A 25,032-nucleotide genomic window follows, 5' to 3' on the forward strand; every position below is an offset into this window, starting at 1 on the left:
GAGCAGCCAAATGTTTTTGAATCGGAAGCGATGCATAGTCTTTTGTTCTCAGGCTTCGGACGAGGAGTCTCAGTTCTGGTCCACGCATTTCGTTATCGCTCTCATGACAAACCTCGCCATCAGGTCATAGTCGCGATGTCCGCAGAACTTGACCTTGAGCGCGGCAAGCGCGGCTTCTACGAAAGGCCGCAAGTTGGATGTCCATGGATTGGCTGCTATCCATTCGTCGCAGAAAGTGTCGATTTCGTTTGAGAGCTTGGTTCCCCCAATGAGTCGATCCTGCTGTGCACGTGCTGCAGCAATACGTACCGATGTGATAGTCATGAAGTCCAAACCCTCGGTTTGGAGTTGTTGCAGCCAGACGTCGAGCAACGCAAGGCGGTCTGGCACCGTCTCCAGCGCAGCCAGCGCTGCCAGGAACGCGTTTTTCGAGAAGCCACGCTCATTGACAAGTTCTTCGAACGATAAACAAGTGTCCGTGCGGCGGGTCAGTGGCGAAAGCTGCATCACCAATGAATCGACGAACGATTTTGCCTGGCCTGCATGCTCTGGGCTACGTTCGTTCAATAGCTCTAATGCTGCGGCAATAACCGGTGCGGTCAAGTTGTCGGGATGTATAGCGACCTTCTGCAACTTAACTCTTGTCAAATCTGGTGGAGGGGTGCTTGGTGACAGTGATGCGAAGGCATCTGTAAGCAATTGCACATGGTCGGGCGCAAGGTCTGCAAGCGAGCATGGCATCGTCGTGGCTGCAGAGCCTCCGTTGGCGAGCGGGAAGTCACAGCCTGCGTTAGAGATAAATACTCCTTCGACGGGCAATGCGTCAAAGGCGCTCAGGCTGAGATGCAGCTTGCCGAGAGCCGATTGTGGGACCTTCTCAAAAGTCGGTGCCTTCGCTGGTGCAACTGTCGTTGTAGCGGACTTCCTTGACTTGACCGACGGGGCCTTGGGGGCGATAGTGCCGGTGAGGACAGACCATGTCCAAGTGCCGGCATCTTTCTTCTTGACTTGGTAGACCTTAGCACGGGTTGGCATGGTCGCGGAGTCAAGTTCTGCGACGTCCTGGACGGACTCAAAAAGTAGGAGAAAGTCGGGTTCATTGGCCTTCTCCAACTCTATCATCCGGAAGACAGCCCACCAGCGAGGGAAGTCGACGCCCTTGGCCCCGTGCCCACCACCAGTTTCCGAATATTTAGGATTGTTAGCGACGAGCAAAAGCTCCGCCGTGCCATTAACTACGCCCAACGCATCCCCCATTTGCCCCCGTTATACGGAGAAATTCGGTTCTGAGCCAGCAATCATCGATGATTGTTGAGAATATGTAAAGTCTTGAAACGGCAGATTCGCTGTTGAATTGAGATAAGCGAGCTTGCAGAGTGACTGTTCCCAACATGGAATGTCATTGTGTCGCCTCGACCAGTTGAGTCCGTAGTCAATACAGTCACTCTGTAGCAATAAATAATACGCGAAATACTCCGTGCGTCTCCGCTCTGCGGACCACGCTGTTCCAGGTTCGCTATTCGCTCATCCCTGACGGGACTGGCTATCGCCAGCCTTCCGCATTCCTGACGCCTTCGGCCCGGCTTCCAGCTTCGGGCCTGCGCGCTTCGCTTGCCGTGCTATCAGCACATGGAGGCGGCCGTTGCCATGTCCAGCCGTCTTCCCTGACTCCATCACCTTGTCCGCGACTGTAGCCCGCTTCCGGGCGCCATCAAGGCGCGCGGGGCCGTGTCCTCGGCTACGCCTGCGGGCCGCACCAACCCCCACGCTTATCTCCTTGACAGCTCCCGTTCGCGCGCTCCTGACCGTCGCGGGCGATGAACTCAGGAAAGACGGTGGCAACAGGGCCAACCGGGTTCCTCGTGCCGACCGCACAGAACAGCCGACAGGCTGGGCTCCGAATCTTGGAATCCGGTGTGCGGTGTGAACAGCAACCCTTTTTTTGTCAGGAGAAAGATCAGGCAACTCGCATCCCGTTTCGCTTCCCATTCCCCGGCGCTGCGCAGCGATTACCCGCTGTCTGACGACCAGATCCGCCGCGTGGCTCCGTCCATCTTTGCGGATGCCCCGCACGAAAGTCGTTCGCAGCGATACGCCTACATCCCTACGGCGGCGGTGTTGACCGAACTGCGCAAGGAGGGGTTTCAGCCCTTCATGGTGTGTCAGACCCGCGTCCGCGACGAAGGCAAGCGCGAGCACACCAAGCACATGCTGCGCCTGCGCCATGCGAGCCAGATCAACGGTGCCGAGGCCAACGAAATTGTGTTGTTGAACTCGCACGACGGCACCAGCAGCTACCAGATGCTGGCCGGCATGTTCCGCTTTGTGTGCAGCAATGGCCTTGTATGCGGCGACACCGTGGCCGATGTGCGCGTCCCTCATAAAGGCAATGTGGCCGAGCAAGTCATTGAAGGCGCTTTCGAGGTGTTGAGCGGTTTCGAGCGGGTGAAGGAATCCCGCGACCTGATGCGCGGTATCACCTTGGACAACGGTGAGTCGGAGGTGTTCGCCCGCGCTGCGCTGGCTCTCAAGTACGACGACCCGGACAAGCCCGCTCCTATCACGGAAGCGCAAATCCTGATGCCGCGCCGGTTCGACGACCGCCGCCCCGACCTATGGAGCGTTTTCAACCGTACGCAGGAAAACCTGACCAAAGGCGGTTTGTCCGGCCGTAGTGCCAACGGACGCCGCCAGCGCACCCGCCCCGTGCAGGGCATTGATTCCGATGTGCGCCTGAACCGCGCCCTGTGGTTGCTGGCCGATGGCCTGCGTCAGCTGAAAGCCTGAATCCCGAAGTGGCAGGGGTAGGCAGCAGCCCTTGCCGCTTTTTCTCAACGCCGCATCCCTGAACCAGATAGGAGTACGAACCATGAACGCAATGACCCAAACCGAAGCCCGCGCCCTCAACACCGCCGCAGCTATTCCGTTGGAAGCTGCCGACCCGACCAAGAACCTGATTCTGGTGCCGCTGTCGCGGCTGGTGCTGCGCCCTGTGGGCCGCAACGTGCGCAAGACTCCGCGCATGTCCATCCCCGAGCTGGCCGCATCCATTCAGCGTGTCGGCCTGCTGCAAAACCTCATCGTGATTCTTGCCGCCGATGGCGAGCATTACGAAGTGGTTGCCGGTGGCCGTCGCCTCGCAGCCCTCAAGCTGTTGGCGAAAAAGCACCGCATCGCCAAAGATTGGGAAGTGCCTTGCCTTCTGGTGGCCGATGGCACGGCACGCACCGCCAGCCTCACCGAGAACGTGCAGCGCGAGGACATGCACCCGGCAGACCAGTTTGAAGCCTTCGCGGGACTGGTGGCCGAAGGCCGCCCCATCGAGGACATAGCGGCGGATTTCTCCGTTACGCCGCTGGTGGTGCAACGGCGCTTGAAACTGGCGAATGTCTCGCCGCGCCTGATGGCCGACTATCGGGCCGATGCTGTCACGCTCGATCAATTGATGGCCTTGTCCATCACCGACGACCACGCCGCGCAGGAAAGCGCCTTCTACGATGCGCCGACATGGCAGCGCCAGCCGTCCGCTCTGCGCGAACGCCTCACCGAGCGCGAAATCGACGCCTACCGGCATCCGCTGGTGCGGTTTGTGGGGTTGGATGTGTACGAGCAGGCAGGCGGTGGCACCCGGCGCGACCTGTTCGCGGAAGGCGATGCGGGCGTGTATCTGCTTGACGCCGCATTGCTGGAGCAGTTGGCACAAGGCAAGCTGGCGGACATTGCCGCCGCTGTTCGCGCCGAGGGCTGGGCTTGGGTGGATGCCACGCCCGCCATGACTTACGCCGACCTGCATTCTTTCCAGCAGGCACCGAAGGAGCGCCGCAGCCCGAACAAGCGCGAAGCCCTACGCATCGAAAAGCTGCAAGCCAAGATGTGGGAGCTTGGAAATGTCATTGACGCCGCCATGGATGCAGGGGACGAGGACAAGGCCGAGACCTTGCAGGAAGAAGGTGAAGCCTTGGGCCAGCAGTTGCAAGCGCTGGAAGACGGCTTGCAGGACTTTAGCCCGAACGTAAAAGCCGCAGCCGGTGCTATCGTCACCATCGACCGCAACGGCAAGCCCATGGTGCATCGCGGGCTGCTGCGCGAGGCCGAAGCCAAGGCGCTGCGCACGCTGGAAAGGCTGCGGCAGGGGGGAGGCAGTGAAGGCACTGCCGGGTGTGGCGACGAAGGCGAGGACAAGAACGATGGCAGGTCGCCCAAGACCGCTGACATGTCCGATAAGCTGGCGCAGCAGTTGAGCGCCCACCGCACGGCAGCGCTGCAAATCGAAGTTGCCCGGCACCCGCAAGTGGCGCTGGCTGCCGTGGTGCATGGCATGGTGCAGACCGTCTTGCAGAGCCGCCACTACGGCCATAGCTTGCCGCTGGGCGTCAGCCTCAAAGTGCAAGACCGGTTGGAAGGCATGGCCCCGGACATGCCTCACTCTCCGGCCGCTGTGGCGCTGCGAGAACTGCAACAGGTGGCAGGCGAAGCCTTGCCCGAGGACAGCGCCGAACTGTTTGCCGCACTGCTGGTGAAGCCGCAAGACGAACTGGTCAAGCTGCTGGCCGTGTGTGTGGCTTCCACGGTGGACGTAGTGACACCTCGCGCCACGGCGCATCAGCCCGGCGCAGAACTGGCGCAGGCCATGGAGTTGGACATGGCAGCATGGTGGAAACCGACCAGCGAGGGCTACTTCCGGCATGTGCCGAAGGCCGCGATTCTGGAAGCCGTGGGCGAATTTGCTCCCTCGCACGTCACCCGGCTGGCGAAGTTGAAGAAGGGCGACATTGTCAGTGAGGCCGAACGGTTGACTGATGGCACTGGCTGGATGCCTGCTATCTTCCGTGCCGAAAGTACGCAGCAGGCCGGGCAGGATGCGGCAACCGAAGCCGAAGCGCTGGAGAATGCCGCCGTGGTAGATGAGCAGTCGAAGGTCGAAGCACTGGCCGCGTGATCATTTATGTTAGCAAGCGCCTTGGTTTCGGCCAGGGCGTTTTGCTGTCCGATCAGCACCGGCCCCGAGCCGTTCCGCTTTGGGGCCGGTGGCAAAAAAATCCGGGCGCGGCGACGGCCGCGCCCGGATTTTCCCTCAACCGCCCTTGGTCAGGCGGCTGAGGGCGTGCGCGCAAGTAGCCTTGCGCGCGAGAAAACCTTGAAACCCCAAGCACGGCAACTGCGTGCCGGCAACATTCCAAGCCAGACCCGCTTTCTCTACAGCTTGGATAAAAGATCAACTGAGGGGCCCACGACAACTTGCGCCGCATTGTCGGCTTGAACGCCATTGATCGCTCTAACCTCTGCGGTGTTGGCGATTCGCCGAGCTACCGTTGTTGGCGTGATCGTACTTTGGGCTTGGGTCGCACACACAGCAAGCGACTTCGACAGCGGAACTGAAAAACCAAGCCCCAAGTTGGATTGTGGAAGCGGGGTATCACCAAGCACAAATGCTTCGCCAGAAGGAGCGTCCAACAAACACAATTCCAGCGTTTTTATAACGTCCGCGATCTGGGGTGCTGCCAAAAGCGCTTCCTGTTCGGGAAGCTCTGGTGACTGGGGTGAAAGAGCGTGCAAATCGGCTAGCTCGGAAGCCAATTGTTCTTCCGTTTTCTGAGCAAGCACCGTGTAGAAAGTATGCGCGTCCGTGTCATGGATACCGAATGTCGAGGCACGGCATGTGAATTCATCAAGAGACATGGAGTGAGCATCCGCGAGGAAGGCTCCGAACTCCTTTGAGAGCTTATGGCTGCGCGCCAGAACGTCTGGATGGCGGCTTGCCTGTAAAGCCAATGCTTGGCAAATTTGATCTCGATCACCGGGTGTTGGCATGTAGCCAGGTGTGTGTAGCTGCCGAAACAGTTGCGCATGCTTGGCTTCTACCGTGGAGAGTGTGTCTTCCAGCGTGTCCGATGGATTCCATTGATCATCAAAAACCGTGTAAAGCCAGTCGCGTTGCATGATCCTTTTTGGCGATACGCGCCTGATGATTGAGCCGAACTTGCCGTACAGATAGCCATCCGATCCTTTGAAACCACGTTGCCAATACTGAGGGACGTAGTGATGATTCTTTTTTTCAAACTTCTCCATGCTTTCCTTCTTGGTCTGTTATGAGCTGTTCAAGTTCCTGCCGGACTTGTGCCAGGAGCAGTTCCATCTTACGTGTGCTGTCGCCGGCATACGCCAGCGTCAGCAATGTGAGCGGATGCACGTCCATCACTTCGCACAACTCGGCCAATTTGTTGATCGTCGGGCTCTTCAAGTCCCGCTCCAGCGTACTCAGGTAAGTGCGGCTGGACACGTCGGAGAATGCCTCCTGGCTCAAGCCACGCGCTTTTCTTACTGTTCGTATCGCCACTGCCAATGAGTTCTTCGCTGTCACCTATGCTCTTCCCTCAAAAGCCAAGATGACAGCCCATTGAGCCCTATAGAGCTACAATCTATAGTGTTCATTTCGTGCGACTGTTTAGCTATTCCGTGCTTTTACGGAAATCCGTATCGGCGGATTTCCTCACACCCAGGGAAACGCATCCGTGTCTTTCCTGACTTCCGGCAATGCTCTTTCGTGTCTTTGCGGATTTGTGGCTTCACTCGATCTTGCCGATGGTCATTCAGCCGCTGGATTGGCCTCGGGTCGCCGGTCTCAGGAGTGATGCAGCACCCCGACCAGGTATCTCGCGTCGGGGCGCATTCTGACTATTTCTATCTCAGTCGATACACGGCCCATCTGAATCCACACTGTGTTGTGTGGCGCCACGCCTGCGCTCAAAATAGTCATGATCTCTGGCGTGTGCTGCGGCATGGTGTCCGATGCTGCAAGCCAATTTCCGGCGTTGCAGCCGTCGCATTAAGACAATCTCTGCCATGCCTTGGCGTCCTCGGTCTTGCCCCGGCAGACACAGCTTACCCCGATTCCGATGGCGGCTCGATGGCTACTCGATAGCTGCCGCGTGACGGTATAGAGCGACGTTCCTGCTTATCGACGGAGGGGCAGCGCCATGATGGGATCGAACACTGGGCAGTGGTATCCGACCGCAGCGTATCTGTACACGCTGCACCTCGATGGCCCCGCGCTGGCTTGGGAATACTTGCGCAGAAGCCCCCAATACCGGCTTGACTGGCTGCACCGTCATCGTCAGCCAGAAACGGCGCAGGCGTGGGGCCTGCGCTTTCTGGAAGATCCCGCCTTGGACGCACGCGATGCGCATCCAACTTGGCTTCCCCATCACGATACTGAGGTTCAGCTTCACCCTGACACCGATCCGCCGCCCACGGCGCAAGCCTTCGCGTTTTGGGGTGTCCCTGGGCACAAGCAACTGACCCACGACGGCAAGCGCCTGGTCCTCACATCGCACTGGCCGGGCCGCCGCCTGCGGCTCGCCCTTGGACCGGGCCTGGAGGACGGTATGGCTTATTTCTACGCCATTCGCGCGCTGGCCAAGCCCTACGCGCGCTATCGCACGCTCATTGCTGAACTTGAGGCCACGGCCATGGATGTCCTGCCTGCAGCAGCCCGCTCCCGGCCTACGGCCGCCGCGCTGATGGAATTGCATACCTTGCAAGCACTCGATGCTACCCAGGCAGGTGCGTCCCTGCGGGAGGTCGCCGATGGGCTGTTTGGCGCGGATGCCGTCGCGGCCGACTGGCACAAAGACAGCGCCTTGCGCGCCCGCGTGCGGCGGCTGGTGCGCCGTGGCGATGCGCTGATGCACGGCGGCTACCGCCGCCTGGCACAGCTTCCGCCGTTCCCGCTGCGCTAGGGGGACGTTTCGCGTCCCTTGCAGAACGTCCCTTAGCAAACAGCCTTGCTTTCTTGAAAGTACTTCCATCCGGCTGCGTGGTGTGGCCGGGCTTGATGGAGGACCACCCCATGCGACCCGCTCCCTTGCGGCCCCCTGTGACCGCTTCCACTGCTGCTGTCGCTGTGCCCGCGCAGCCCCAGCGCTATCTGACCAACGACGAAGCTGCAGAATACCTGCGGCTGTCGCCGCGCACGCTGGAGAAACGAGGCGTCGGACAGCCATTTCGAGAGCGTCTACCACTTCACGTTGCAATATCTGCCGCCGCAGGAGTCCCGCGCCCACGCTGCGGGTTTGCTGTACGAGAACCGGCCCTCTGAAGGCGTGGACTGGCGCGAGCGCCTGACGGCCTTCGTGGCGGAGACGGATCGGGTCTTTGACCTTCTCGATGGTGTGTTGCCGGAAATCGCCTGGCTGGATGATGGGCAGACGCTGACCTACCTGCATGCGGCCATCTCGACGCGGCGCTATCCGCTGGCGATGCCCGAGGTGCCGTTCCACCTCGATGCGCTGCTGAGCGACTGCGCACTGGCCGGCGGCCTGGCACCGATGCTTGGCGACCAGCACCTGCGGGTGGTATCGGTGCGGGGATTCCCGACATCGACCTGGCCGGGAATGCTGGACGACCTCAACCGCATGGGCTTTGCGTACCGCTGGAGTACGCGCTTTCTTTGCCTGGACAAAACCGAGGCGGAAAAAGAACTCTCTCGCCTGCGCCGCCAGTGGTTCGCCAAGCGCAAGAACGTCATCGCGCTGCTGCGCGAAACCATCTTCCAGCAAGAAAGCCCTCTGGTTGATACCGACGCCAACAACAAGGCAGCCGATGCGGACGCGGCGTTGCAGGAGCTGGGCAGCGATCAGGTAGCCTTCGGCTATGTGACTGCGACCGTGGCGGTCATGGACACGGACGCCGCCGTGGCCGACGAGAAGCTGCGCAGGGTGGAACGTGTCATCCAGGGCCGGGGATTTGTGACCATTCCCGAAACACTCAATGCCGTGGATGCGTGGTTGTCCTCGATCCCTGGCCATGCCTACGCCAATGTCCGCCAGCCCATTGTCTCGACGCTGAACCTGGCGCACTTGATGCCAATGTCGGCCGTGTGGGCGGGCCCCGAGCGCAATGACCATCTCGATGGTCCGCCGCTGATCGTGACCCGCACCGAAGGCGCGACGCCGTTTCGGCTGGTCACGCACATCGGCGATGTGGGGCACACACTGGTGGCCGGCCCCACCGGCATGGGCAAGTCGGTCTTGCTTGCCACGCTGGCGATGCAGTTTCGCCGCTATCCCGGCGCGCGTATCTTCGCCTTCGATATGGGGCGCTCGATGCGTGCCACGATCCTCGGGCTGGGCGGCGAGCACTACGACCTCGGGGTGGATGGCGGGATCGCTTTCCAGCCGCTGGCGCGCATCGACAGCGAGGGCTACCCCACCTGGGCGGCCGAATGGGTCGAAGGCCGCTTGCTGCACGAAGGCGTAGCCGTTGGCCCTGACGAGAAGGCCGCCATCTGGTCGGCACTGGAAAGCCTTGCCGGGGCGCCGGTAGAGCAGCGCACGATGACCGGCCTTTCCGTGCTGCTGCAATCGAACACGCTGCGTCAGGCGCTCGCACCCTATGTGCTTGGCGGCGCGCACGGCAAGCTGCTGGATGCCGAGCATGACCGTCTGGGCATGGCCGACGTGCAGGGCTTCGAGATGGAGGAGCTGATGCACAGCAAGGCTGCTGTCATGGCCGTGCTGCATTACCTCTTTGCGCGCTTCGATGAACGCTTCGACGGGGCGCCCACGCTGCTGATCCTTGATGAAGCATGGCTGTTCCTCGATGACCCGGTATTCGCCGCGCGCATCCGCCAGTGGCTCAAGACGCTGCGCAAGAAGAACGTGAGCGTCATCTTTGCCACACAGAGCCTTGCCGACATCAAGGATTCGAGCATCGCGCCCGCGATCATCGAGAGCTGCGCCAGCCGCAGCATCGTAGCCAGAGGGGAGGTGGGCGTCGCCGGACTGAGTTTGCCGGTGGTGTGTTATCTAGCTGTCGGCTCCGCAAAGTATGTCGCTGGTCTTCCGGCACTCATGTCTTGCGAATTTGTCATAGATCTTCTTCGTCAAGATCGTCTAGAAGCCCATCTTTGATCTGCTTGTCAATGTGCTGAATGGCGGCGTCGACATCCAGGACGAGCTGGTGAACCTCATCCATCGTTAGTTGATGGATGATCCCGTCGAGGGTCTTGCCATTGCGATGAACAATGTCATGGCGTATTGCGATGGCCTTCACCAGCTTGTCCATGTGTAGCTTTGGAATATCGGTCAGCAGCACATTCTTGTACAGCTTGTTGACGCTTACGATATTGTGGAAGCTCTCTGAGTCGATGACATCAGTAATAAACGAATCCAATTTCTCAAGCCATGTGTAGATGTCGCTCAAGTCAAGATGGTTGCCCTTAAATTTTCCGTGCGCTTCAACGAATCTGCGTTTGATCGCTGGCTTCACGAATACCTGTTTCCTGAGGGTATCAGAGAGATAGGTTTCCATTGCAGAGATCACGGCGGCATAGAGCATGCGAGCCAGTGTTTTGTTATCAGGTGCAATCTGTGTTAACGCCGAGATGTCCTCAAGTGATGCTTTGAAGATGCCATAGAAAGTGGTGAAATCCTGTTTGAACTCAACCAAGTCATCGAAGGCATTTGTCCAGCCACCTGCTATCAGTTCGCTGATGTCAAGAACGCACTCAATATTCTTCGGAAGTACCTCAAGTAGTGCGATTGCGTAGCCCTCGTATGTTTGGCAAGGGAAGTTGTAGTCGCCAGCTCCGGGATTGTCACTGAAATAGTATCCATCGGCGCTCATCATAAAGTTGAGCAACGTGTCACCGAATTCCTTGTCGACCTCACCAAAATGAATTCTTTCTAACTTTTGCTCAACAATTTTTCGAAGCCTCTGTAGCCAGTCGGCAAGTGTCGATTCGGCTAGGATCGGCAACAGTTCTTTTGTCTTGCCATCAGGGTCAATGTCGATCATCTCCTCACAGTCAGATTTCATCTGTGCAAGTTGCTTATTGAACTCCCTCTGGAGGCTTGCCATGTTGTGGCCATCCAACTCCAAGCGTCGCCGCAGGGTTTCACCCGACATCACATACTTATAGAGGGTGTCGCCCGTCGTGGGATTCTTTTCAATCACTCGCTCCTTATTGCGAAAGAACCATGTACTGAAGTGATTTTGAGTGGTGAGGATGGTTTGTCCATCTAACTTGATATCGGCCCAACTGGACATTTAAAAATCTCTATGCAATAAGGAGGCTGTGCCTCAGTTATGAACGGTTTTTTGGTGCTATTTTTTATTGGCCTCATTGCCAATCTATGGCTAGTGACGAGCGTGGTCTACTATCGTAAAATATATGACGATCGAAACCTATCGACAATACCGATGGATGCTGGAGAGCACTCCTTTTAAGGGGAAATACGCCCCATATGAATGGGGGGCACTTCCTCAGGCTCTGCATATGGTCTGGTTGCCCTATAGTCAGATGTTCAACGAGTTCTCCGGAGAATTGGCAAACGCGCTGAACGAGCTCGTAGGTTACACGCATCAGTTGGCTGCTTGGCGCGACCTGCTGGCTCCGATGGCTCAACAGCAGCAACTGGATGCTGCCGTTGATTTCGTTGATCCGGTGGCTACTGTCGCGCTCAATCTGCCATATGTAATCCGTTCGCGCTTCATTTTCGCCTCTGCGCATCTGTGTCATCAAGCCAATCGCGCGAAGCAAGGGGCTATATGGAAGGACGAATTTCCGCTGGATGGGGAGGTTTGGTTCGATGCGGCAGACAAGTACGGGAAAGCTTGGAAGCGTTACAACACTTTCAAGACTCGACTGGAGAAAGTCGGAGCCAAGGACTACCAGGCGGCTACCCACGACTTCCGAAACGCCTACAACCATCGGTTCTCACCTCGGATCGTGCTCGGGATCTCCAATTTGGTGACGCGACAGGTAAACAAGGCTACAGGTGCCGTGACCTACGGCTTTGGGGAGACTCCGGCCCTGACGCTGCCGCATATCGTCGAACACCTGGAAATTCAGTGTGATCGCGCTCATCGAACATTTGAGTCTTTCCAAAAGTTGGTCAGGGAGCACGAAGCCGCGATCCGCCTCCACAACACCGCGTCCCTAGCTTCTGTGAAAGCGCCCTCCCATGTAAACGGTGTTTAAGGAAGACGCAGTGCCTTTGAGGCGCGTTATCCTGGAAGGTGAGTAATGCATTTCCGTTGGTGACGATGCCTCGAACGCGCAGCTTTGGGCCGTGCGTTCTTCGTTCTTGGAGACGAGAGGGTATCCGCCGTCTGCGAGCTATTGGCACTGATGCAGCATGCTCAGGCTTCCTATCGCGATGCTCCTATGTGGCACCTAGCCCACAATGACGTTCTTCTGTAAGGTGATCAAAGTAGGGCTAACTCCACGTCTTATATAGTCTTTTTTCTATCAATCTGCATTCGCCAATGCTTGACGTGGATCTTTTTTTATTTTGCGGATGATTAGTGCTTTGCATCGGGCGAGAAGTTGAAGACTTCGCCCGGAGTAATGCCGCAGTTTAAAACGCGCACCGCATTATTGCCACTTCCGGGATTGACCAGGATATCGTGGATAGTGCGATTGTTGTTCATGACAAAACGCGCGTAGTAGAGGTTGCCGATGCGTATCCAGGGAATAGCTTCATTGCTCTCGACAGTGTCGGTATAATTATCGTTGTACGAGCGGGCCCAAATGCCAGTCGAAGCTTGCGCGGTAGATTGATCGCCGATAGAGGATGCGATGGCCCAGAATGTTCTCAATCCCATGCTCCGATGAATACGTTGACCCAAACCTTTATAAGCCGGGTTGTCTCCATTGGCGGTCAGGATATTGCTATCCGCCGTCAGATTCCCGTCAATAAACCAGCCAACAGGCTGTTTGTCAGCACCGATGGCGATCATATTGCTGTTCGTCAAACAATTTAGCGGAGCCGCATGTAGCTGATAGCTGCGTTGCGCAATGCTCAGTGTGCCTCTAAGAATGTTGTAACCCGCTTCATTGTTCAGACTGCCGTTCGTCCACATTGGCATGACGGTGTTGCTGAATGAAAGTTGATACCCGCCGTTCGCTTCGAAGCGAATGGCCTGAGGGGAGAGTGAACCCTTCGGTCCATTAGCGGTAGCGAAGTTAACATTGCTGATTTGCACTGGGGTAATATTTGATTGGCCAGTAGACTTTCTTAATACCAGGAACCCTCCAACGGTATCACCATAGTCATTAATATAAGAACCGTTGGCGATTTGAATATTGGCGGAGGAATCCGAGTCGATATCAATTCCGGTACCATTTCTGTCTGCCATGAAATTGCTCAGGCTAAGGCCGCCTAAATAGGAAGTTCCTTGTGTTGTAGTTTTGATAAAGATCTTTTTGCCATAAGAGAATACATTCACCATAAACGTATTGTCGTGGCGATCGAGATTGAAAGCACAAGAACCGGCTACGGCGATAGAGGCAGTCACCGCGTTTTCTGTCGGGCGCACGACGTTGGCATTGACGTGAACATTGGTAAATCTGTTGATGTCCCTGCTTTCATAAACCCTGTAGTCGCAGCGTACTGCCCAACCGTAGATATTCTCAAAGCTGTTGGCTTCTCCACGAGCTTCAACAAAATCATAGGCGCCTACATAACGGCAGTTGGCGACTGACAGAGCGCCGGTTGCGGTAATGGTGGCTCCGTATGGAACAAACGCCTCCGGCTGGGTGGCAGTATATTTCTGATCTGGATAGAGGAACGACCACCCATCAAAGACAACGTTCTTATCACAGGCGAAACAAACCGTACCTGCCGGCTTTTTGATGATGAAAGCACTATCGTCAGCAAGGCCTGCCCGATTAGGGCCATTGTTTGTAAGACTTGCAGGGCCTTGAGCAATACCGCGGCGGGATCCTCTGACTGTGACGCCATTTGCGACGTTGATAGGTTGAGTGCTGGTCAGCAGATATTGAGCATTTTCCGAAGCATAGACCACTTTGTTTTTTAAACTCGCGGCATAGTTTAATGTCGCGCTGATTGCTGCGTCAGAGGCGGAAGTGCCACTAGGATCGGCACCGAAGTGATCGAAAGTCAGTTTCTGATCCAGTCGTTTCCAGCGCGCTCCTCCCGTTGTAACCACCACGGTACCGTTATTGTCCGCACTGGTTGTATCCGTTTTCGCATAATAGAATTCGCCGCCTCCGGTGAAGTGTCCAGCGGTGTGAGAAACTAAAAAGACAATCTGGTCATCTGTAACTGGCGTCAGATTACGCAATTCACTGATGTTATTAACACTAATCATATTGTTCATGAAATTTCTCCTGTTGGTTGGCAACACTATTCTCAATCAGGCTGGACGTTTCAAAAAGTCGATGAGGTTTGCTGGGTGCTGATACAGCGTGAAGTTCAGGCCGCGGAAAGTGGAGCATGGATTGGCCTGGTACCTTGTAAAGACGCAGCACCGTTTCAACGCTGTTATTCGGTCGGCGGCCCCATCTCTTCTTGCGCTCGCTATGCCCTGCTGATAAATTTGTGAGTTAAAATCCTTTAAATATCATGATATTAAATGATTTTTTGGTATTTATTTGCGTGGTGAATGATTTGCGCTCTGCCGCTCATTATCGCGTCTGCATTTTATACCTGCTCACCGCCGGTTTTATGGCCGGAACATCACAGCATCAATTGAGGAGAGCCGTCGGCGCAGCCACAGAGCACGCCGACGGCGGACTTTACAAGGAGATAACGATAATGACCCGAACGGCACACTGTTTGACCGCTGCGCTTTTGCTGACGTTGGCCCTGACCGGCTGCCAGACCGCCAAGCGGCCTGTTTCTACATTAAGTAAGCCGCCCAGCGCGGAAGAAGTTGCCGAGCAAGACAAACGGCAGCGTGAAGCTGAGCGCTTGCAGCAGTGCCAGCGCGAGCTGGATGCCATGCGCGGTATGGATAACGAAAAATACCAAAAATTCAAACGCGAGTTCGATACTTTGATGGGCGGCGCGGCGCAGTATGCCGGGGTACGCCAGCGGGTCAACACGGGCACGCAGGAAACCGTTGACGCCCTGTATCGTTATCGCACCAGCCGTCTGTGCGCAGACATCAGTTCTGCCATGATGACCGGCCTGGCTGAGCGTGGAGAACGCGCCCAATGACTCTCCGTGCGAGAAAGGCGCTACTGAGCCTGATGATAGCGTTGGCGTTTGCGCCGGCGGTGGTCGCTGCGGATGACGACGTGCCGGCGTTATTGCAGTTTGCCGAGCGCTATCAGCGGCAAGATGCACCGGCAGCGGATACCGCAGTCACTCAATCCCAGGCCCCACAAAAGTCAGCATCCCGGCCGGTTCAAACGCGTGAGACGGCGGCGCATAAGAAGCAGCTGGCGCAGTGGCAAAAGGCGCTGCGCGAGAAAGAGGCCCGATTGGAGCAACAGCAGACGGTAATTCAATCACTGCAGCAGGAGCTGACCGCGTTGCGCGTCGCGTCCACCCTGACGGCTGCCGACAAACCGTCACCGGCACCCGATCTGAGCGCGTTGAGCAACTTCGCCAGCGGCGTGCGGCAGGCGCTGAACCTGACGCCGCAGGAGCGTAAGGCTCAGGCGCAGATCGCCGAAACGCAAGCGGCGTTAGCGCGGCAAAAGCAACAAACCGCGGAGCGCGATCGGCGTATTGCCTTGCTGGAACAACGGCTGGCGGTGCTGCCTGGCCAGGCGGATAACGCCTGGCAGGAGAAATTGGCCGCGGTGCAGACCGCCCACGATAAAGCGCGCCAACGTTATGAGCAGGATAAAAAAGCGGCCGCCGCTGAGCTGGAACAGCAGAAGGCCGAGGCTGCCAGGCTGACGGGCGAACTGCAGCAGCAGCTGGCGAAACTGCAAAAAGAGCAGGAGAGTCAACGGCAGCAGGGGGGGCAGCAAGAGCAAAGCCTGAAGACGGCGCTGGCGCAGCAAAAGGCCGAAACCGCCAAGGCTGCGGGTGAACTTCAGCAGCAGCTGGCGCAGGTGCAAAAAGAGAGGGATATCGTACGCCAACAGGCCGAGTGGCAAGAAAAAAGCCTGAAGACGGCGCTGGCGCAGCAAAAGGCGGAAGCCGCTAAGGCTGCGGGTGAACTTCAGCAGCAGCTGGCGCAGGTGCAAAAAGAGAGGGATATCGTACGCCAACAGGCCGAGCGGCAAGAAAAAAGCCTGAAGACGGCGCTGGCGCAGCAAAAGGTCGAAGCCGCCAAGGCTGCGGCTGAACTTCAGCAGCAGCTGACTCAGCTGCAGAAAGAGCGTGATGGTCAACGCCAACAGGCTGAGCAACAAGAGCAAAACCTGAAGATGGCGCTGGCACAGCAAAAGGCCGAGGCCGCCAAAGCGACGGGTGAACTTCAGCAGCAGTTGGCAACGCTGCAGGGAAAAAACAAAACGCAAACCGAGCAGGCTAAGGCGCTGGAACAGCGTCTGGCGGCGCTGACGACGGAAAACGCGCAGACAGTGCAGCTACGGAATAAAGCGGCACAACAGGCGGATAAAACGGCGACGGAGCTGGCGGCCGCGCAACAGGCACAGCAAGCCTTGCGCGAGGAACTGGATGGGCTGAGATCGCGGGCTAAATGGCTGCCGGATACGCAGTCGCTCAAGAAAAAGCCGGAGCAACAGAGCTACGCCGCCGGTGTCGCTTTGGGGCGCGATATTCAAACGATGCTGGCGGAACGTAAAAATTGGGGTATCACGCCCGACAAAACCGTGCTGCTGGCGGGCGTGATCGATACCTTCAGCGGCCATTACCAGTTGAGCGATGCGCAGTTGACCAGCGCACTGGCGGAGTCGGAAAAAGCGGTAAATGACGCCAGAAACCAGGCGGCGAAGACGCAGACCAGCAAGGGTGAGGCGTTCGTCGCCGAGTTTAAAAAGAAGAAGGGTACGCAGAAGTCGCCTGCCGGTTTCTGGTATCGCATCGATTATGCGGGTGATGAGGCCATTAAGGAAAACGCGCGGGTGGACATCGTGGTGAAAGAAAGTTTAACCGACGGTCGCGTGATTCAGGATATGGATCGCAGTGGGAAGGTGATGTCCCAGCCGCTCTCCGCCTATCCGCCGTTGTTCCGCGAGGCGATCGGCCACCTGAAAAATCACGGCTCGCTGACGATGGTGGTGCCGCCGGCGTTGGCGTACGGTGAAACCGGCTATGCGCCGCAGATCCCGCCGAACGCGACGATGGTCTATGAGCTGCGAATTGTCGATGTCAGTAACGGGTGAATTCGGGCCGGCGCAGGCCGGCCCGATTAGCGAGTACTAGGGTTTTTTGGCGGTCAGTACGGCGCGCAGGGGCGCCGGATAGCCTTCGACCGTTTTGCTGCGATCGTTCGGATCGAGGAATTCTGCCAGCGACTCGCTGGTCATCCAGTCGGTGCGGCGCTGCTCCTCGAGGCTAGTGACGCACATATCGGCGATCTTCACGTCGACGAAGCCACACTTCTCTAGCCAGCACTTCAGCGCTTCGGCGGAAGGGATGAAATACACGTTGCGCATCTGCGCATAACGATCGCCCGGCACCAGCACCTGGTGGCGAGCGCCTTCCACCACCAGCGTTTCCAGCACCAGTTCACCTTCAGCCACCAGCTGATTTTTCAGCTGATACAGATGATCAAGCGGCGAGCGGCGATGATACAGCACCCCCATCGAGAACACGGTGTCGAACGCCGCCAAATCTGGCAACTGCTCGATGCCGAGCGGCAGCAGGTGGGCGCGCTGATCGCCGCCCAACAGCTTGCGCACCGCTTCGAACTGGCATAGGAACAGCTGCATGGGATCGATGCCTACGGCGAAGTGGGCACCGGCGCCGATCATGCGCCACAGGTGATAACCACTGCCGCAGCCAACGTCGAGAATGGTGCGGCCGGCCAGCGGAGAAATGTGCGGCAGCACGCGATCCCACTTCCAGTCGGAATGCCATTCGGTATCGATATCGATGCCATACAGCGAGAACGGCCCTTTACGCCACGGCATCAGGGTGCGCAGCATTTTCTCGATGCCTTCGAGCTGGCCCGGCGACAGGCCGGGCTCCATTTCGGCGCGCACGCCGTGCAGCAGATCGAGGCGGGTTGGGGTCAGCGTCGGCAAATGTTCTACCGAGTTGAACCACTGTTTGAATTTGCCGTGCAGCGATTCGCGTTGCCAGGCGCTGAGCTGCGCGGGCAGGGTATCCAACCAATGGCTGAGGGGACTCTTGGCAATATGCTGATAGAAATCACCGAACTCGATCATTGCGCCTCTCCCGCTTTCAGGGCGATCAGCGAACCGAAGTTGAAGCACTGGAACCACACTTCGGCATGCTCGAACCCGGCCTGTTGCAGTCGCGCTTTGTGCGCTTCTACCGAGTCGGTGAGCATCACATTTTCCAGCATGCTGCGTTTTTGGCTGATCTCCAGCTCGCTGTACCCGTTAGCGCGTTTGAAATCGTGATGCATGTTGAACAGCAGTTCGCCGACTTCGGCGTCTTCAAAGCTGAATTTCTCCGACAGCACCAGTGCGCCGCCTGGGCGCAGGCCGCGATAGATTTTCTCCAGCAGACGCAGGCGATCGGCCGGCTCGAGGAACTGCAGCGTAAAGTTCAGCACCACCATCGAGGCGTTTTCGATGTCGATGTCGCGAATGTCGGCTTCGATGATGTCGACCGGCGTGTCGGCGCGGAAGGCGTCGATATGGCGGCGGCAACGTTCCACCATCGCCGGCGAATTGTCGACGGCGATGATAGTGCAGCCAGGCACCTTGATATTCCGCCGCATCGACAGCGTCGCCGCGCCCAGCGAGCAGCCCAAGTCATACACCCGGCTGTCGGGTTGCACAAAGCGTTCGGCTAGCATACCGATCATCGAGATGATGTTGGAATAGCCGGGAACGGAGCGTTGGATCATGTCGGGAAACACTTCGGCGACGCGTTCGTCGAAGGTCCAGTCGCCCAGTTTGGCGATGGGGGCGGAGAAAAGGGTATCGCGGTTTGGCATAGCGGCAAATCAGTTCAGAATTCGAAGCTGCGTAGTCTAACAGAAAAGCGTAAAAAAGCGGAGCGGAAGCAGGCGGCGCGGCCGCCTGATGATAAAACGGGATCAATGCAGGCTGAAAATTAGATCCCAGGGCAGATAGAAGATATTTGCCAGAACCATCAACAACAAAGAGATATAGGTCGCGGCCATGCCTGAACGACGCCAGCGAACCTCGCGGTTGCGCAAACCGTAGTAATGCACCAGTCGCCCGGCCATCAGCATCAGGCCGCAAAGGTGAATCATCCAGATTTCCGCGCCGTTCATCTCCATGATCACCAGCAATACGGCAGCGATAGGAATGTATTCAACGGCGTTGCCATGCACGCGGATGGCGGTCTGCAATTCGTAAAAACCGCCGTCGCCGTAGGCTACGCGGTACTGCATCCTTAATCTGACTACGTCATAAGAGAGTTTGATCAACAACAATGCGCCGAGCACTACATAAAGCGCGCTTACCATTTTTAACTCCGTTCCCTAACCAAAACTGGCAGCCAGCATCATAGCCGTCATTGTATTCACTGTCGCGGGGAAATATTTGATGTTATTGGTCAGATTAATAGGTCAAAACAGTGCATCTTGCTCTGGCCAGTCCGGCGGCGCAGGCAAATCGGGGATCGCCCGGCGCAGCTGCTGCCAAATTTTTTGCGCTTGCTGGGGTGAATCGCCGTTGTCCGGCGTATGAATAAACAGATACGGTTGATGTTGTTGCTGCCACAGCGGCAGTTTTTGCTGCCAGGCTTCGAACCAGCGCAGGTTGTCGGCCAATTGGTCGCCGCCGATAAAGCGCACCAGCGGTTGGTCGGCGGTGACCAGAGCGTGCACCGGCAGCTTCGGTTTTTTCTGCTGGGCATCGCGCACGGCGGCGGTATGGGGGGCGGCGTGATGCACCGGGCGGCTGTCGAGGATCACCCGATTGATGCCGCGCTGATGCAGCCCCTGATTCAACGCGCGCTCTTCCTCGCCTTTGGCGAAAAATGCCGGATGACGCACTTCGACGCCGTAGGTGAATTCCTGCGGCAGGCTTTCGAAGAACTGCCACATGCGCGGCAGCTCGTCGGGGCCGAAGGCGGCGGGCAACTGCAGCCACAATTGCCCGATGCGTTGATGCACCGGGCTCAGGCAGTGGTAAAACGCCTGCAGCTCGGCGGCGCAGTTGCGTAGGGCGGCCTTGTGGCTGATGTCCGACGGGAATTTGAAGCAGAAGCGAAAATCGTCGCCGGTCATGTCGCGCCAGCGCTGCACGATGTCCAGCTTCGGCAGCGCGTAGAAGGTGGTGTTGCCTTCCACGCAGTTGAAGTAGCGGCTGTAATCCGCCAAGTCACGCAGCCCGATACGATTCCAGGCTGAATGTTGCCACTGGGGCAGTCCGATGTAGATCACGGCGTCGTCTTCCTTTACTTATCCTTGGCTTATCAGGCTACAACTTAACGTTACCGGTCGAGCGCGGCAAGAATTTCGCCGGTGTCGCGCACTCGCGCCAAACGCGGGAAGATGTGTTCGAACGCGAAACGGTGCATTTCCGCGTTCTGCGCGCTGCAGACGTCTTCGGCGATCACCAGCTCATAGCCGTGTTCCCAGGCGGCGCGGGCGGTGGATTCCACGCCGATATTGGTGGAAATACCGCCCAGCACCACAGACTTGATGCCGCGACGGCGCAGCTGCAAGTCCAGATCGGTGCCGTAGAAGGCGCCCCATTGGCGCTTGGTGATCAGAATATCGCTGTCGCAGACCGCCAGCGGCGCGGGGAACTCCCACCAGCTGGCCGGCAAACCGCCGGCGGGCGCGGGAGCCGGTTTATCCACCGGTTGTTTCAGCGCTTCGGCGAAGGAGTCTGACCAACCGACGCGCACCAACAGCACCGGCGCGCCTAGCAGACGAAAACGCGCGGCCAGCAGGGCGGCGTTCGCCACCACCTGCTCGGCGCCGTGCGGGCCGCCGGCGTAGGGCAGAATGCCATTTTGCAAATCGATCAGCACCAGAGCGGTGGTTTGGGCGTCAAGTTTCAGCATGGATTTCATCTCGTTGCGAAGTGGATAAAAACTGTTCGGCGCGTCGGGCGAGCTGCGTTCGGCGCAAAACCGGGGGAGAATCAGGCTACGTGAAAAAACTGTCGCAGGTTAATGGGAAATTTGTTAACCGATGTGTTGATTCGAGCAAAAACGCGCCATTTAGTGCAGTAACAATGCTGTGTTCGCACTTATCGGGCGGATGAATTTCCTTTATAATGACTCCCTTTTTTCAACACTCTTTAATCCAACGACCTATGCCGATTTATGAATATGCATGTGGTGCTTGCAACCATCGGTTAGAGAAATTGCAAAAATTTTCCGATGCGCCGCTGGCAGACTGCCCGGCGTGTGGGCAGCCCGCGTTGACCAAGTTGATTTCATCCTCCGGCTTCCAGCTTAAGGGCACCGGGTGGTATGCGACGGATTTTAAACCGGGTAACAAGTAGAATTTATCAGATAACAGCCGCGCGACAGGGGCGCAGTAGCCCGGCGCGGCATCGGCTGTGTAAAAGGATAGCGTATGCGTACTGAATATTGCGGACAGTTGAATCTGTCCCACGTGGGCCAGGAAGTCACTCTGTGTGGTTGGGTCAATCGTCGTCGCGATCTCGGCGGCCTGATCTTTATTGATATGCGCGACCGCGAAGGCATCGTGCAGGTGTTCTTCGATCCGGACGAGAAAGTGGCGTTCGACAAGGCCTACGACCTGCGCAATGAGTTCTGCATCCAGATCGTCGGCACCGTGCGTGCGCGTCCGGACAGCCAGATCAATAAAGATATGGCCACCGGCGAAGTGGAAGTGTTTGCCCACGCGCTGGAGATCATCAACCGCTCCGAGCCGCTGCCGCTGGACTCCAACCAGGTCAACAGTGAAGAAGCGCGCCTGAAATACCGCTACCTGGATCTGCGCCGCCCGGAAATGGCTGAGCGTCTGAAGACCCGCGCCAAAATCACCAGCTTCGTACGCCGCTTCATGGACAGCCATGGCTTCCTCGATATCGAAACGCCGATGCTGACCAAGGCGACGCCGGAAGGCGCCCGCGATTACCTGGTGCCGAGCCGCGTGCACAAGGGCAAATTCTACGCGCTGCCGCAGTCCCCACAGCTGTTCAAACAGCTGCTGATGATGTCCGGCTTCGATCGTTACTATCAGATCGTCAAATGCTTCCGTGACGAAGACCTGCGTGCGGACCGTCAGCCTGAATTCACCCAGATCGACGTCGAAACCTCCTTCATGACCGCCGATCAGGTGCGTGAAGTGATGGAGAAACTGGCGCGCGAGCTGTGGCTGGACGTGAAGGGCGTGGATCTGGGCGATTTCCCGGTCATGACCTTCGCCGAAGCGATGCGTCGCTTTGGCTCCGACAAGCCGGACCTGCGTAACCCGCTGGAGCTGGTGGACGTGGCCGACCTGGTCAAAGAGGTCGAGTTTAAAGTGTTCTCCGGCCCGGCTAACGACGCCAAAGGCCGCGTGGCGGCAATCCGCGTACCGGGCGGCGCACAGCTGACACGCAAGCAGATCGACGAGTACGGCGCTTTCGTCAACATCTACGGCGCGAAAGGCCTGGCCTGGCTGAAGGTCAACGACCGCGCCGCCGGCATGGAAGGCGTGCAGAGCCCGATCGCCAAATTCCTCAGCGCGGAAGTGCTGGAAGCTGTCCTGGCGCGCACCAACGCGCAGACCGGCGACATCCTGTTCTTCGGCGCAGACAGTTTCAAGATTGTCACCGACGCGATGGGCGCGCTGCGCCTGAAGCTGGGTCGCGATCTGGGGCTGACCCAACTCGACAGCTGGGCGCCGCTGTGGGTGGTCGACTTCCCGATGTTCGAAGAAGACGAAGAGGGCGGCCTGGCGGCGATGCACCACCCGTTCACCTCGCCGCGCGACATGAGCCCGGAAGAGCTGGCGGCAGCGCCGGTCAACGCTATCGCCAACGCCTATGACATGGTGATCAACGGTTACGAAGTGGGCGGCGGTTCGGTGCGTATTCACCGCAGCGAAATGCAGCAGACGGTATTCAGCATTCTGGGCATTAACGAACATGAACAGCGCGAGAAGTTCGGCTTCCTGCTGGACGCGCTGAAGTACGGTACGCCGCCGCACGCCGGCCTGGCCTTCGGCCTGGATCGTCTGGTGATGCTGCTGACCGGCACCGACAACATCCGCGACGTGATCGCCTTCCCGAAAACCACCGCGGCGGCCTGTCTGATGACCGACGCACCGAGCTTCGCCAACCCGGCGTCGCTGCAGGAGCTGGCGATCAGCGTGGTAAAGAAAGCCGGTGCGGAACAAGAGAGCGAGTGATGAGTTATAAGCGCCCTGAATCTATCCTGGTAGTGATTTACGCGAAATCCAGTGGTCGGGTGCTGATGTTACAGCGGCGCGACGATACCGAGTTCTGGCAGTCGGTCACCGGTAGCCTGGAACAGGATGAGTCACCGCCGCATGCCGCGCGGCGTGAAGTCATGGAAGAAGTCGGCATCGATATCGAAGCAGAGCACCTGCCGTTGTTCGATTGCCAACGCTGCGTGGAGTTTGAACTCTTTGTCCATTTGCGACATCGCTATGCGCCGGGAACCACGCGCAATAAAGAGCACTGGTTCTGTCTGGCGTTGCCCGAGGAGCGCGATCCGGTGATTACCGAGCACCACGCTTACCAATGGCTTGAGGCGGCCGAAGCCGTGAAGTTGACCAAGTCATGGAGCAATCAGCAGGCGATTGAAGAGTTCGTGATCAATTCAGTCCAGTAGTTTTTTTCGGAGATTTTTTATGGCAGGTCATAGTAAGTGGGCCAACACAAAGCACCGTAAAGCGGCGCAGGACGCCAAGCGCGGTAAAATTTTCACCAAGATTATTCGTGAGCTGGTCACTGCCGCGAAGCTGGGCGGCGGCGATCCGGATTCCAACCCGCGTCTGCGCGCGGCGATGGACAAGGCGCTGTCGAACAACATGACGCGCGACACCATGAACCGTGCGATCGCGCGCGGCGTGGGCGGCGATGATGATACCAATATGGAAACCATCATCTATGAAGGTTACGGCCCTGGCGGCACCGCCGTCATGATCGAATGCCTGAGTGACAACCGCAACCGCACCGTGGCGGAAGTGCGTCACGCTTTCACCAAGTGTGGCGGCAACCTCGGCACCGACGGTTCCGTAGCTTATCTGTTCACCAAGAAGGGCGTGATCACTTACGCACCGGGCCTGGATGAAGACAGCGTGATGGAAGCGGCGCTGGAAGCCGGTGCGGAAGACATCGTGACCTATGACGATGGCGCCATCGACGTGTTCACCGCCTGGGAAAGCCTGGGCGCGGTGAAAGACGCGCTGACCGCGGCGGGCTTCGAGGCCGAAGCGGCGGAAGTGTCGATGATCCCATCGACCAAGGCCGACATGGACGCGGAAACCGCGCCTAAGCTGTTGCGTCTGATCGATATGCTGGAAGACTGCGACGACGTGCAGGAAGTTTACCATAACGGTGAAATCTCCGACGAAGTGGCGGCGACGCTGTAATCCGGTAAAACGGGCGCCGCCGTTCGGCGGCGCCGTGCATGCAAGGTGGATGTAGATATGGCGATCATACTCGGTATCGATCCCGGTTCACGCGTCACCGGCTATGGCCTTATCCGCCAGCAGGGGCGTCAGTTGAGCTATATCGCCAGCGGCTGCATCCGCACGGTGGTGGACGACATGCCGACGCGGCTGAAGCTGATTTACGCCGGCGTCAGTGAGATCATCACCCAGTTTCAGCCCGACTTCTTCGCCATCGAACAGGTGTTTATGGCTAAGAATCCGGATTCGGCGCTCAAGCTCGGCCAGGCACGCGGCGTCGCGATCGTGGCGGCGGTGAATCAGAATCTGGAAGTGTTCGAGTATGCGGCGCGGCAGGTCAAACAGACCGTGGTCGGCACCGGTGCGGCCGAAAAGGCGCAGGTACAGCACATGGTGCGCTCGCTGCTCAAACTCTCGGCCAACCCGCAGGCGGACGCCGCCGATGCTCTGGCTATCGCCATCACCCACTGCCACCTCAGCCAGAACGTGCTGCGGATGAGCGAAGGGCGGTTGAACCTGGCGCGCGGGCGTTTGCGCTGACGCAAAGCGATGATTGCTCAGGCTGGATATTCATCCAGCCTTTTTTATGTTATAAGCTTTACCAGCAACGGCATGGCAGGGCGCCAT

The 25,032-nt window shown here is 58.0% G+C and carries 21 protein-coding genes and 1 pseudogene; 12 read left to right on the forward strand and 10 right to left on the reverse strand.

Features of this window, described 5'->3' with window-relative positions; all coding sequences use genetic code 11:
* Positions 1 to 69: 69 nt before the first annotated feature.
* On the reverse strand, positions 70 to 1,257 hold the full coding sequence (locus ACJ8J5_RS03990) for a dsDNA nuclease domain-containing protein (RefSeq protein ID WP_414104427.1): 1,188 nt from the start codon (positions 1,255 to 1,257) through the stop codon (positions 70 to 72).
* Positions 1,258 to 1,923: 666 nt separating this feature from the next.
* On the opposite strand from ACJ8J5_RS03990, the gene ACJ8J5_RS03995 reads away from it, so the two are divergent.
* Both ACJ8J5_RS03995 and ACJ8J5_RS04000 read left to right on the forward strand, forming a co-directional pair.
* Positions 1,924 to 2,787, forward strand: coding sequence for a DUF932 domain-containing protein (locus ACJ8J5_RS03995; protein ID WP_442520468.1), 864 nt, complete (start codon positions 1,924 to 1,926; stop codon positions 2,785 to 2,787).
* A gap of 82 nt (positions 2,788 to 2,869) precedes the next feature.
* A complete protein-coding gene (locus tag ACJ8J5_RS04000; protein WP_414104428.1) occupies positions 2,870 to 4,939 on the forward strand; it encodes a ParB/RepB/Spo0J family partition protein in 2,070 nt (689 codons plus the stop codon).
* Between the two features lie 257 nt (positions 4,940 to 5,196).
* Here ACJ8J5_RS04000 and ACJ8J5_RS04005 read toward each other — a convergent pair whose 3' ends face one another.
* Together ACJ8J5_RS04005 and ACJ8J5_RS04010 are read right to left on the reverse strand one after the other, a co-directional pair.
* The gene (locus ACJ8J5_RS04005) at positions 5,197 to 6,069 is read right to left on the reverse strand and encodes a DUF4238 domain-containing protein (RefSeq protein ID WP_414104429.1); all 873 of its coding nucleotides are present in this window, start codon (positions 6,067 to 6,069) and stop codon (positions 5,197 to 5,199) included.
* A complete protein-coding gene (locus ACJ8J5_RS04010; RefSeq protein ID WP_099817167.1) occupies positions 6,056 to 6,361 on the reverse strand; it encodes a helix-turn-helix domain-containing protein in 306 nt (101 codons plus the stop codon). The genes ACJ8J5_RS04005 and ACJ8J5_RS04010 overlap by 14 nt, the downstream gene beginning before the upstream one ends.
* A 616-nt stretch (positions 6,362 to 6,977) precedes the next feature.
* On the opposite strand from ACJ8J5_RS04010, the gene ACJ8J5_RS04015 reads away from it, so the two are divergent.
* Positions 6,978 to 7,739, forward strand: a complete 762-nt coding sequence (locus ACJ8J5_RS04015) for a DUF2285 domain-containing protein (protein WP_099817168.1) — start codon at positions 6,978 to 6,980, stop codon at positions 7,737 to 7,739.
* Positions 7,740 to 7,991: 252 nt separating this feature from the next.
* Positions 7,992 to 9,746, forward strand: a pseudogene (gene trbE, locus ACJ8J5_RS04020) (conjugal transfer protein TrbE); the annotation flags it as partial.
* A gap of 121 nt (positions 9,747 to 9,867) precedes the next feature.
* Here trbE and ACJ8J5_RS04025 read toward each other — a convergent pair.
* A complete protein-coding gene (locus ACJ8J5_RS04025) occupies positions 9,868 to 11,049 on the reverse strand; it encodes a HEPN/Toprim-associated domain-containing protein (protein ID WP_099817176.1) in 1,182 nt (393 codons plus the stop codon).
* A gap of 124 nt (positions 11,050 to 11,173) precedes the next feature.
* Between ACJ8J5_RS04025 and ACJ8J5_RS04030 the strand changes: the two genes are divergently transcribed.
* Positions 11,174 to 11,983 (forward strand): integrase, encoded by an 810-nt coding sequence (locus ACJ8J5_RS04030; protein ID WP_099817177.1) that lies wholly within the window; start codon positions 11,174 to 11,176, stop codon positions 11,981 to 11,983.
* A gap of 323 nt (positions 11,984 to 12,306) precedes the next feature.
* Here ACJ8J5_RS04030 and ACJ8J5_RS04035 read toward each other — a convergent pair whose 3' ends face one another.
* The gene (locus tag ACJ8J5_RS04035; protein WP_414104431.1) at positions 12,307 to 14,127 is read right to left on the reverse strand and encodes an exopolysaccharide biosynthesis protein; all 1,821 of its coding nucleotides are present in this window, start codon (positions 14,125 to 14,127) and stop codon (positions 12,307 to 12,309) included.
* Between the two features lie 437 nt (positions 14,128 to 14,564).
* On the opposite strand from ACJ8J5_RS04035, the gene ACJ8J5_RS04040 reads away from it, so the two are divergent.
* Together ACJ8J5_RS04040 and ACJ8J5_RS04045 are read left to right on the forward strand one after the other, a co-directional pair.
* Entirely contained in the window at positions 14,565 to 14,969 is a 405-nt protein-coding gene (locus tag ACJ8J5_RS04040) for a hypothetical protein (protein WP_414104432.1), read from the forward strand.
* Complete coding sequence (locus ACJ8J5_RS04045; protein ID WP_442520469.1) at positions 14,966 to 17,056, forward strand: FKBP-type peptidyl-prolyl cis-trans isomerase N-terminal domain-containing protein; 2,091 nt, start codon at positions 14,966 to 14,968, stop codon at positions 17,054 to 17,056. Before ACJ8J5_RS04040 ends, ACJ8J5_RS04045 begins: the two co-directional genes overlap by 4 nt.
* 36 nt (positions 17,057 to 17,092) lie before the next feature.
* Here the strand turns inward: ACJ8J5_RS04045 and cmoB are convergent, their stop codons facing one another.
* From cmoB to ACJ8J5_RS04070, 5 genes are all read right to left on the reverse strand, one after another.
* The gene (gene cmoB / locus ACJ8J5_RS04050; protein WP_414104434.1) at positions 17,093 to 18,064 is read right to left on the reverse strand and encodes a tRNA 5-methoxyuridine(34)/uridine 5-oxyacetic acid(34) synthase CmoB; all 972 of its coding nucleotides are present in this window, start codon (positions 18,062 to 18,064) and stop codon (positions 17,093 to 17,095) included.
* Positions 18,061 to 18,804: a carboxy-S-adenosyl-L-methionine synthase CmoA gene (gene cmoA / locus ACJ8J5_RS04055; protein ID WP_049209177.1), complete on the reverse strand. Its 744-nt coding sequence runs from the start codon at positions 18,802 to 18,804 to the stop codon at positions 18,061 to 18,063. Before cmoA ends, cmoB begins: the two co-directional genes overlap by 4 nt.
* 102 nt (positions 18,805 to 18,906) lie before the next feature.
* Positions 18,907 to 19,302 (reverse strand): MAPEG family protein, encoded by a 396-nt coding sequence (locus tag ACJ8J5_RS04060; RefSeq protein WP_004932387.1) that lies wholly within the window; start codon positions 19,300 to 19,302, stop codon positions 18,907 to 18,909.
* 102 nt (positions 19,303 to 19,404) lie between these two features.
* Positions 19,405 to 20,220, reverse strand: a complete 816-nt coding sequence (locus tag ACJ8J5_RS04065) for a DUF72 domain-containing protein (RefSeq protein ID WP_089180536.1) — start codon at positions 20,218 to 20,220, stop codon at positions 19,405 to 19,407.
* Between the two features lie 53 nt (positions 20,221 to 20,273).
* The gene (locus ACJ8J5_RS04070; RefSeq protein WP_043143030.1) at positions 20,274 to 20,852 is read right to left on the reverse strand and encodes a hydrolase; all 579 of its coding nucleotides are present in this window, start codon (positions 20,850 to 20,852) and stop codon (positions 20,274 to 20,276) included.
* A 254-nt stretch (positions 20,853 to 21,106) separates the two neighbouring features.
* On the opposite strand from ACJ8J5_RS04070, the gene ACJ8J5_RS04075 reads away from it, so the two are divergent.
* From ACJ8J5_RS04075 to ruvC, 5 genes are all read left to right on the forward strand, one after another.
* Complete coding sequence (locus ACJ8J5_RS04075; protein ID WP_033632845.1) at positions 21,107 to 21,298, forward strand: FmdB family zinc ribbon protein; 192 nt, start codon at positions 21,107 to 21,109, stop codon at positions 21,296 to 21,298.
* 74 nt (positions 21,299 to 21,372) lie between these two features.
* Positions 21,373 to 23,157, forward strand: coding sequence for an aspartate--tRNA ligase (aspS, locus tag ACJ8J5_RS04080; RefSeq protein WP_414104435.1), 1,785 nt, complete (start codon positions 21,373 to 21,375; stop codon positions 23,155 to 23,157).
* Positions 23,157 to 23,603, forward strand: a complete 447-nt coding sequence (gene nudB, locus ACJ8J5_RS04085) for a dihydroneopterin triphosphate diphosphatase (RefSeq protein ID WP_004932373.1) — start codon at positions 23,157 to 23,159, stop codon at positions 23,601 to 23,603. The genes aspS and nudB overlap by 1 nt, the downstream gene beginning before the upstream one ends.
* Before the next feature lie 19 nt (positions 23,604 to 23,622).
* Entirely contained in the window at positions 23,623 to 24,366 is a 744-nt protein-coding gene (locus tag ACJ8J5_RS04090) for a YebC/PmpR family DNA-binding transcriptional regulator (protein ID WP_004932370.1), read from the forward strand.
* A gap of 57 nt (positions 24,367 to 24,423) precedes the next feature.
* Positions 24,424 to 24,945 carry a crossover junction endodeoxyribonuclease RuvC gene (gene ruvC, locus ACJ8J5_RS04095; RefSeq protein WP_004932367.1) on the forward strand — a complete coding sequence of 174 codons (522 nt, stop codon included), beginning with the start codon at positions 24,424 to 24,426 and terminating at the stop codon, positions 24,943 to 24,945.
* The last annotated feature ends 87 nt before the right edge of the window (positions 24,946 to 25,032 follow it).

Origin of the sequence: Serratia sp. CY43202 (genome assembly GCF_052168755.1) — a bacterium.
Taxonomy (GTDB): Bacteria; Pseudomonadota; Gammaproteobacteria; order Enterobacterales; family Enterobacteriaceae; genus Serratia; species Serratia bockelmannii.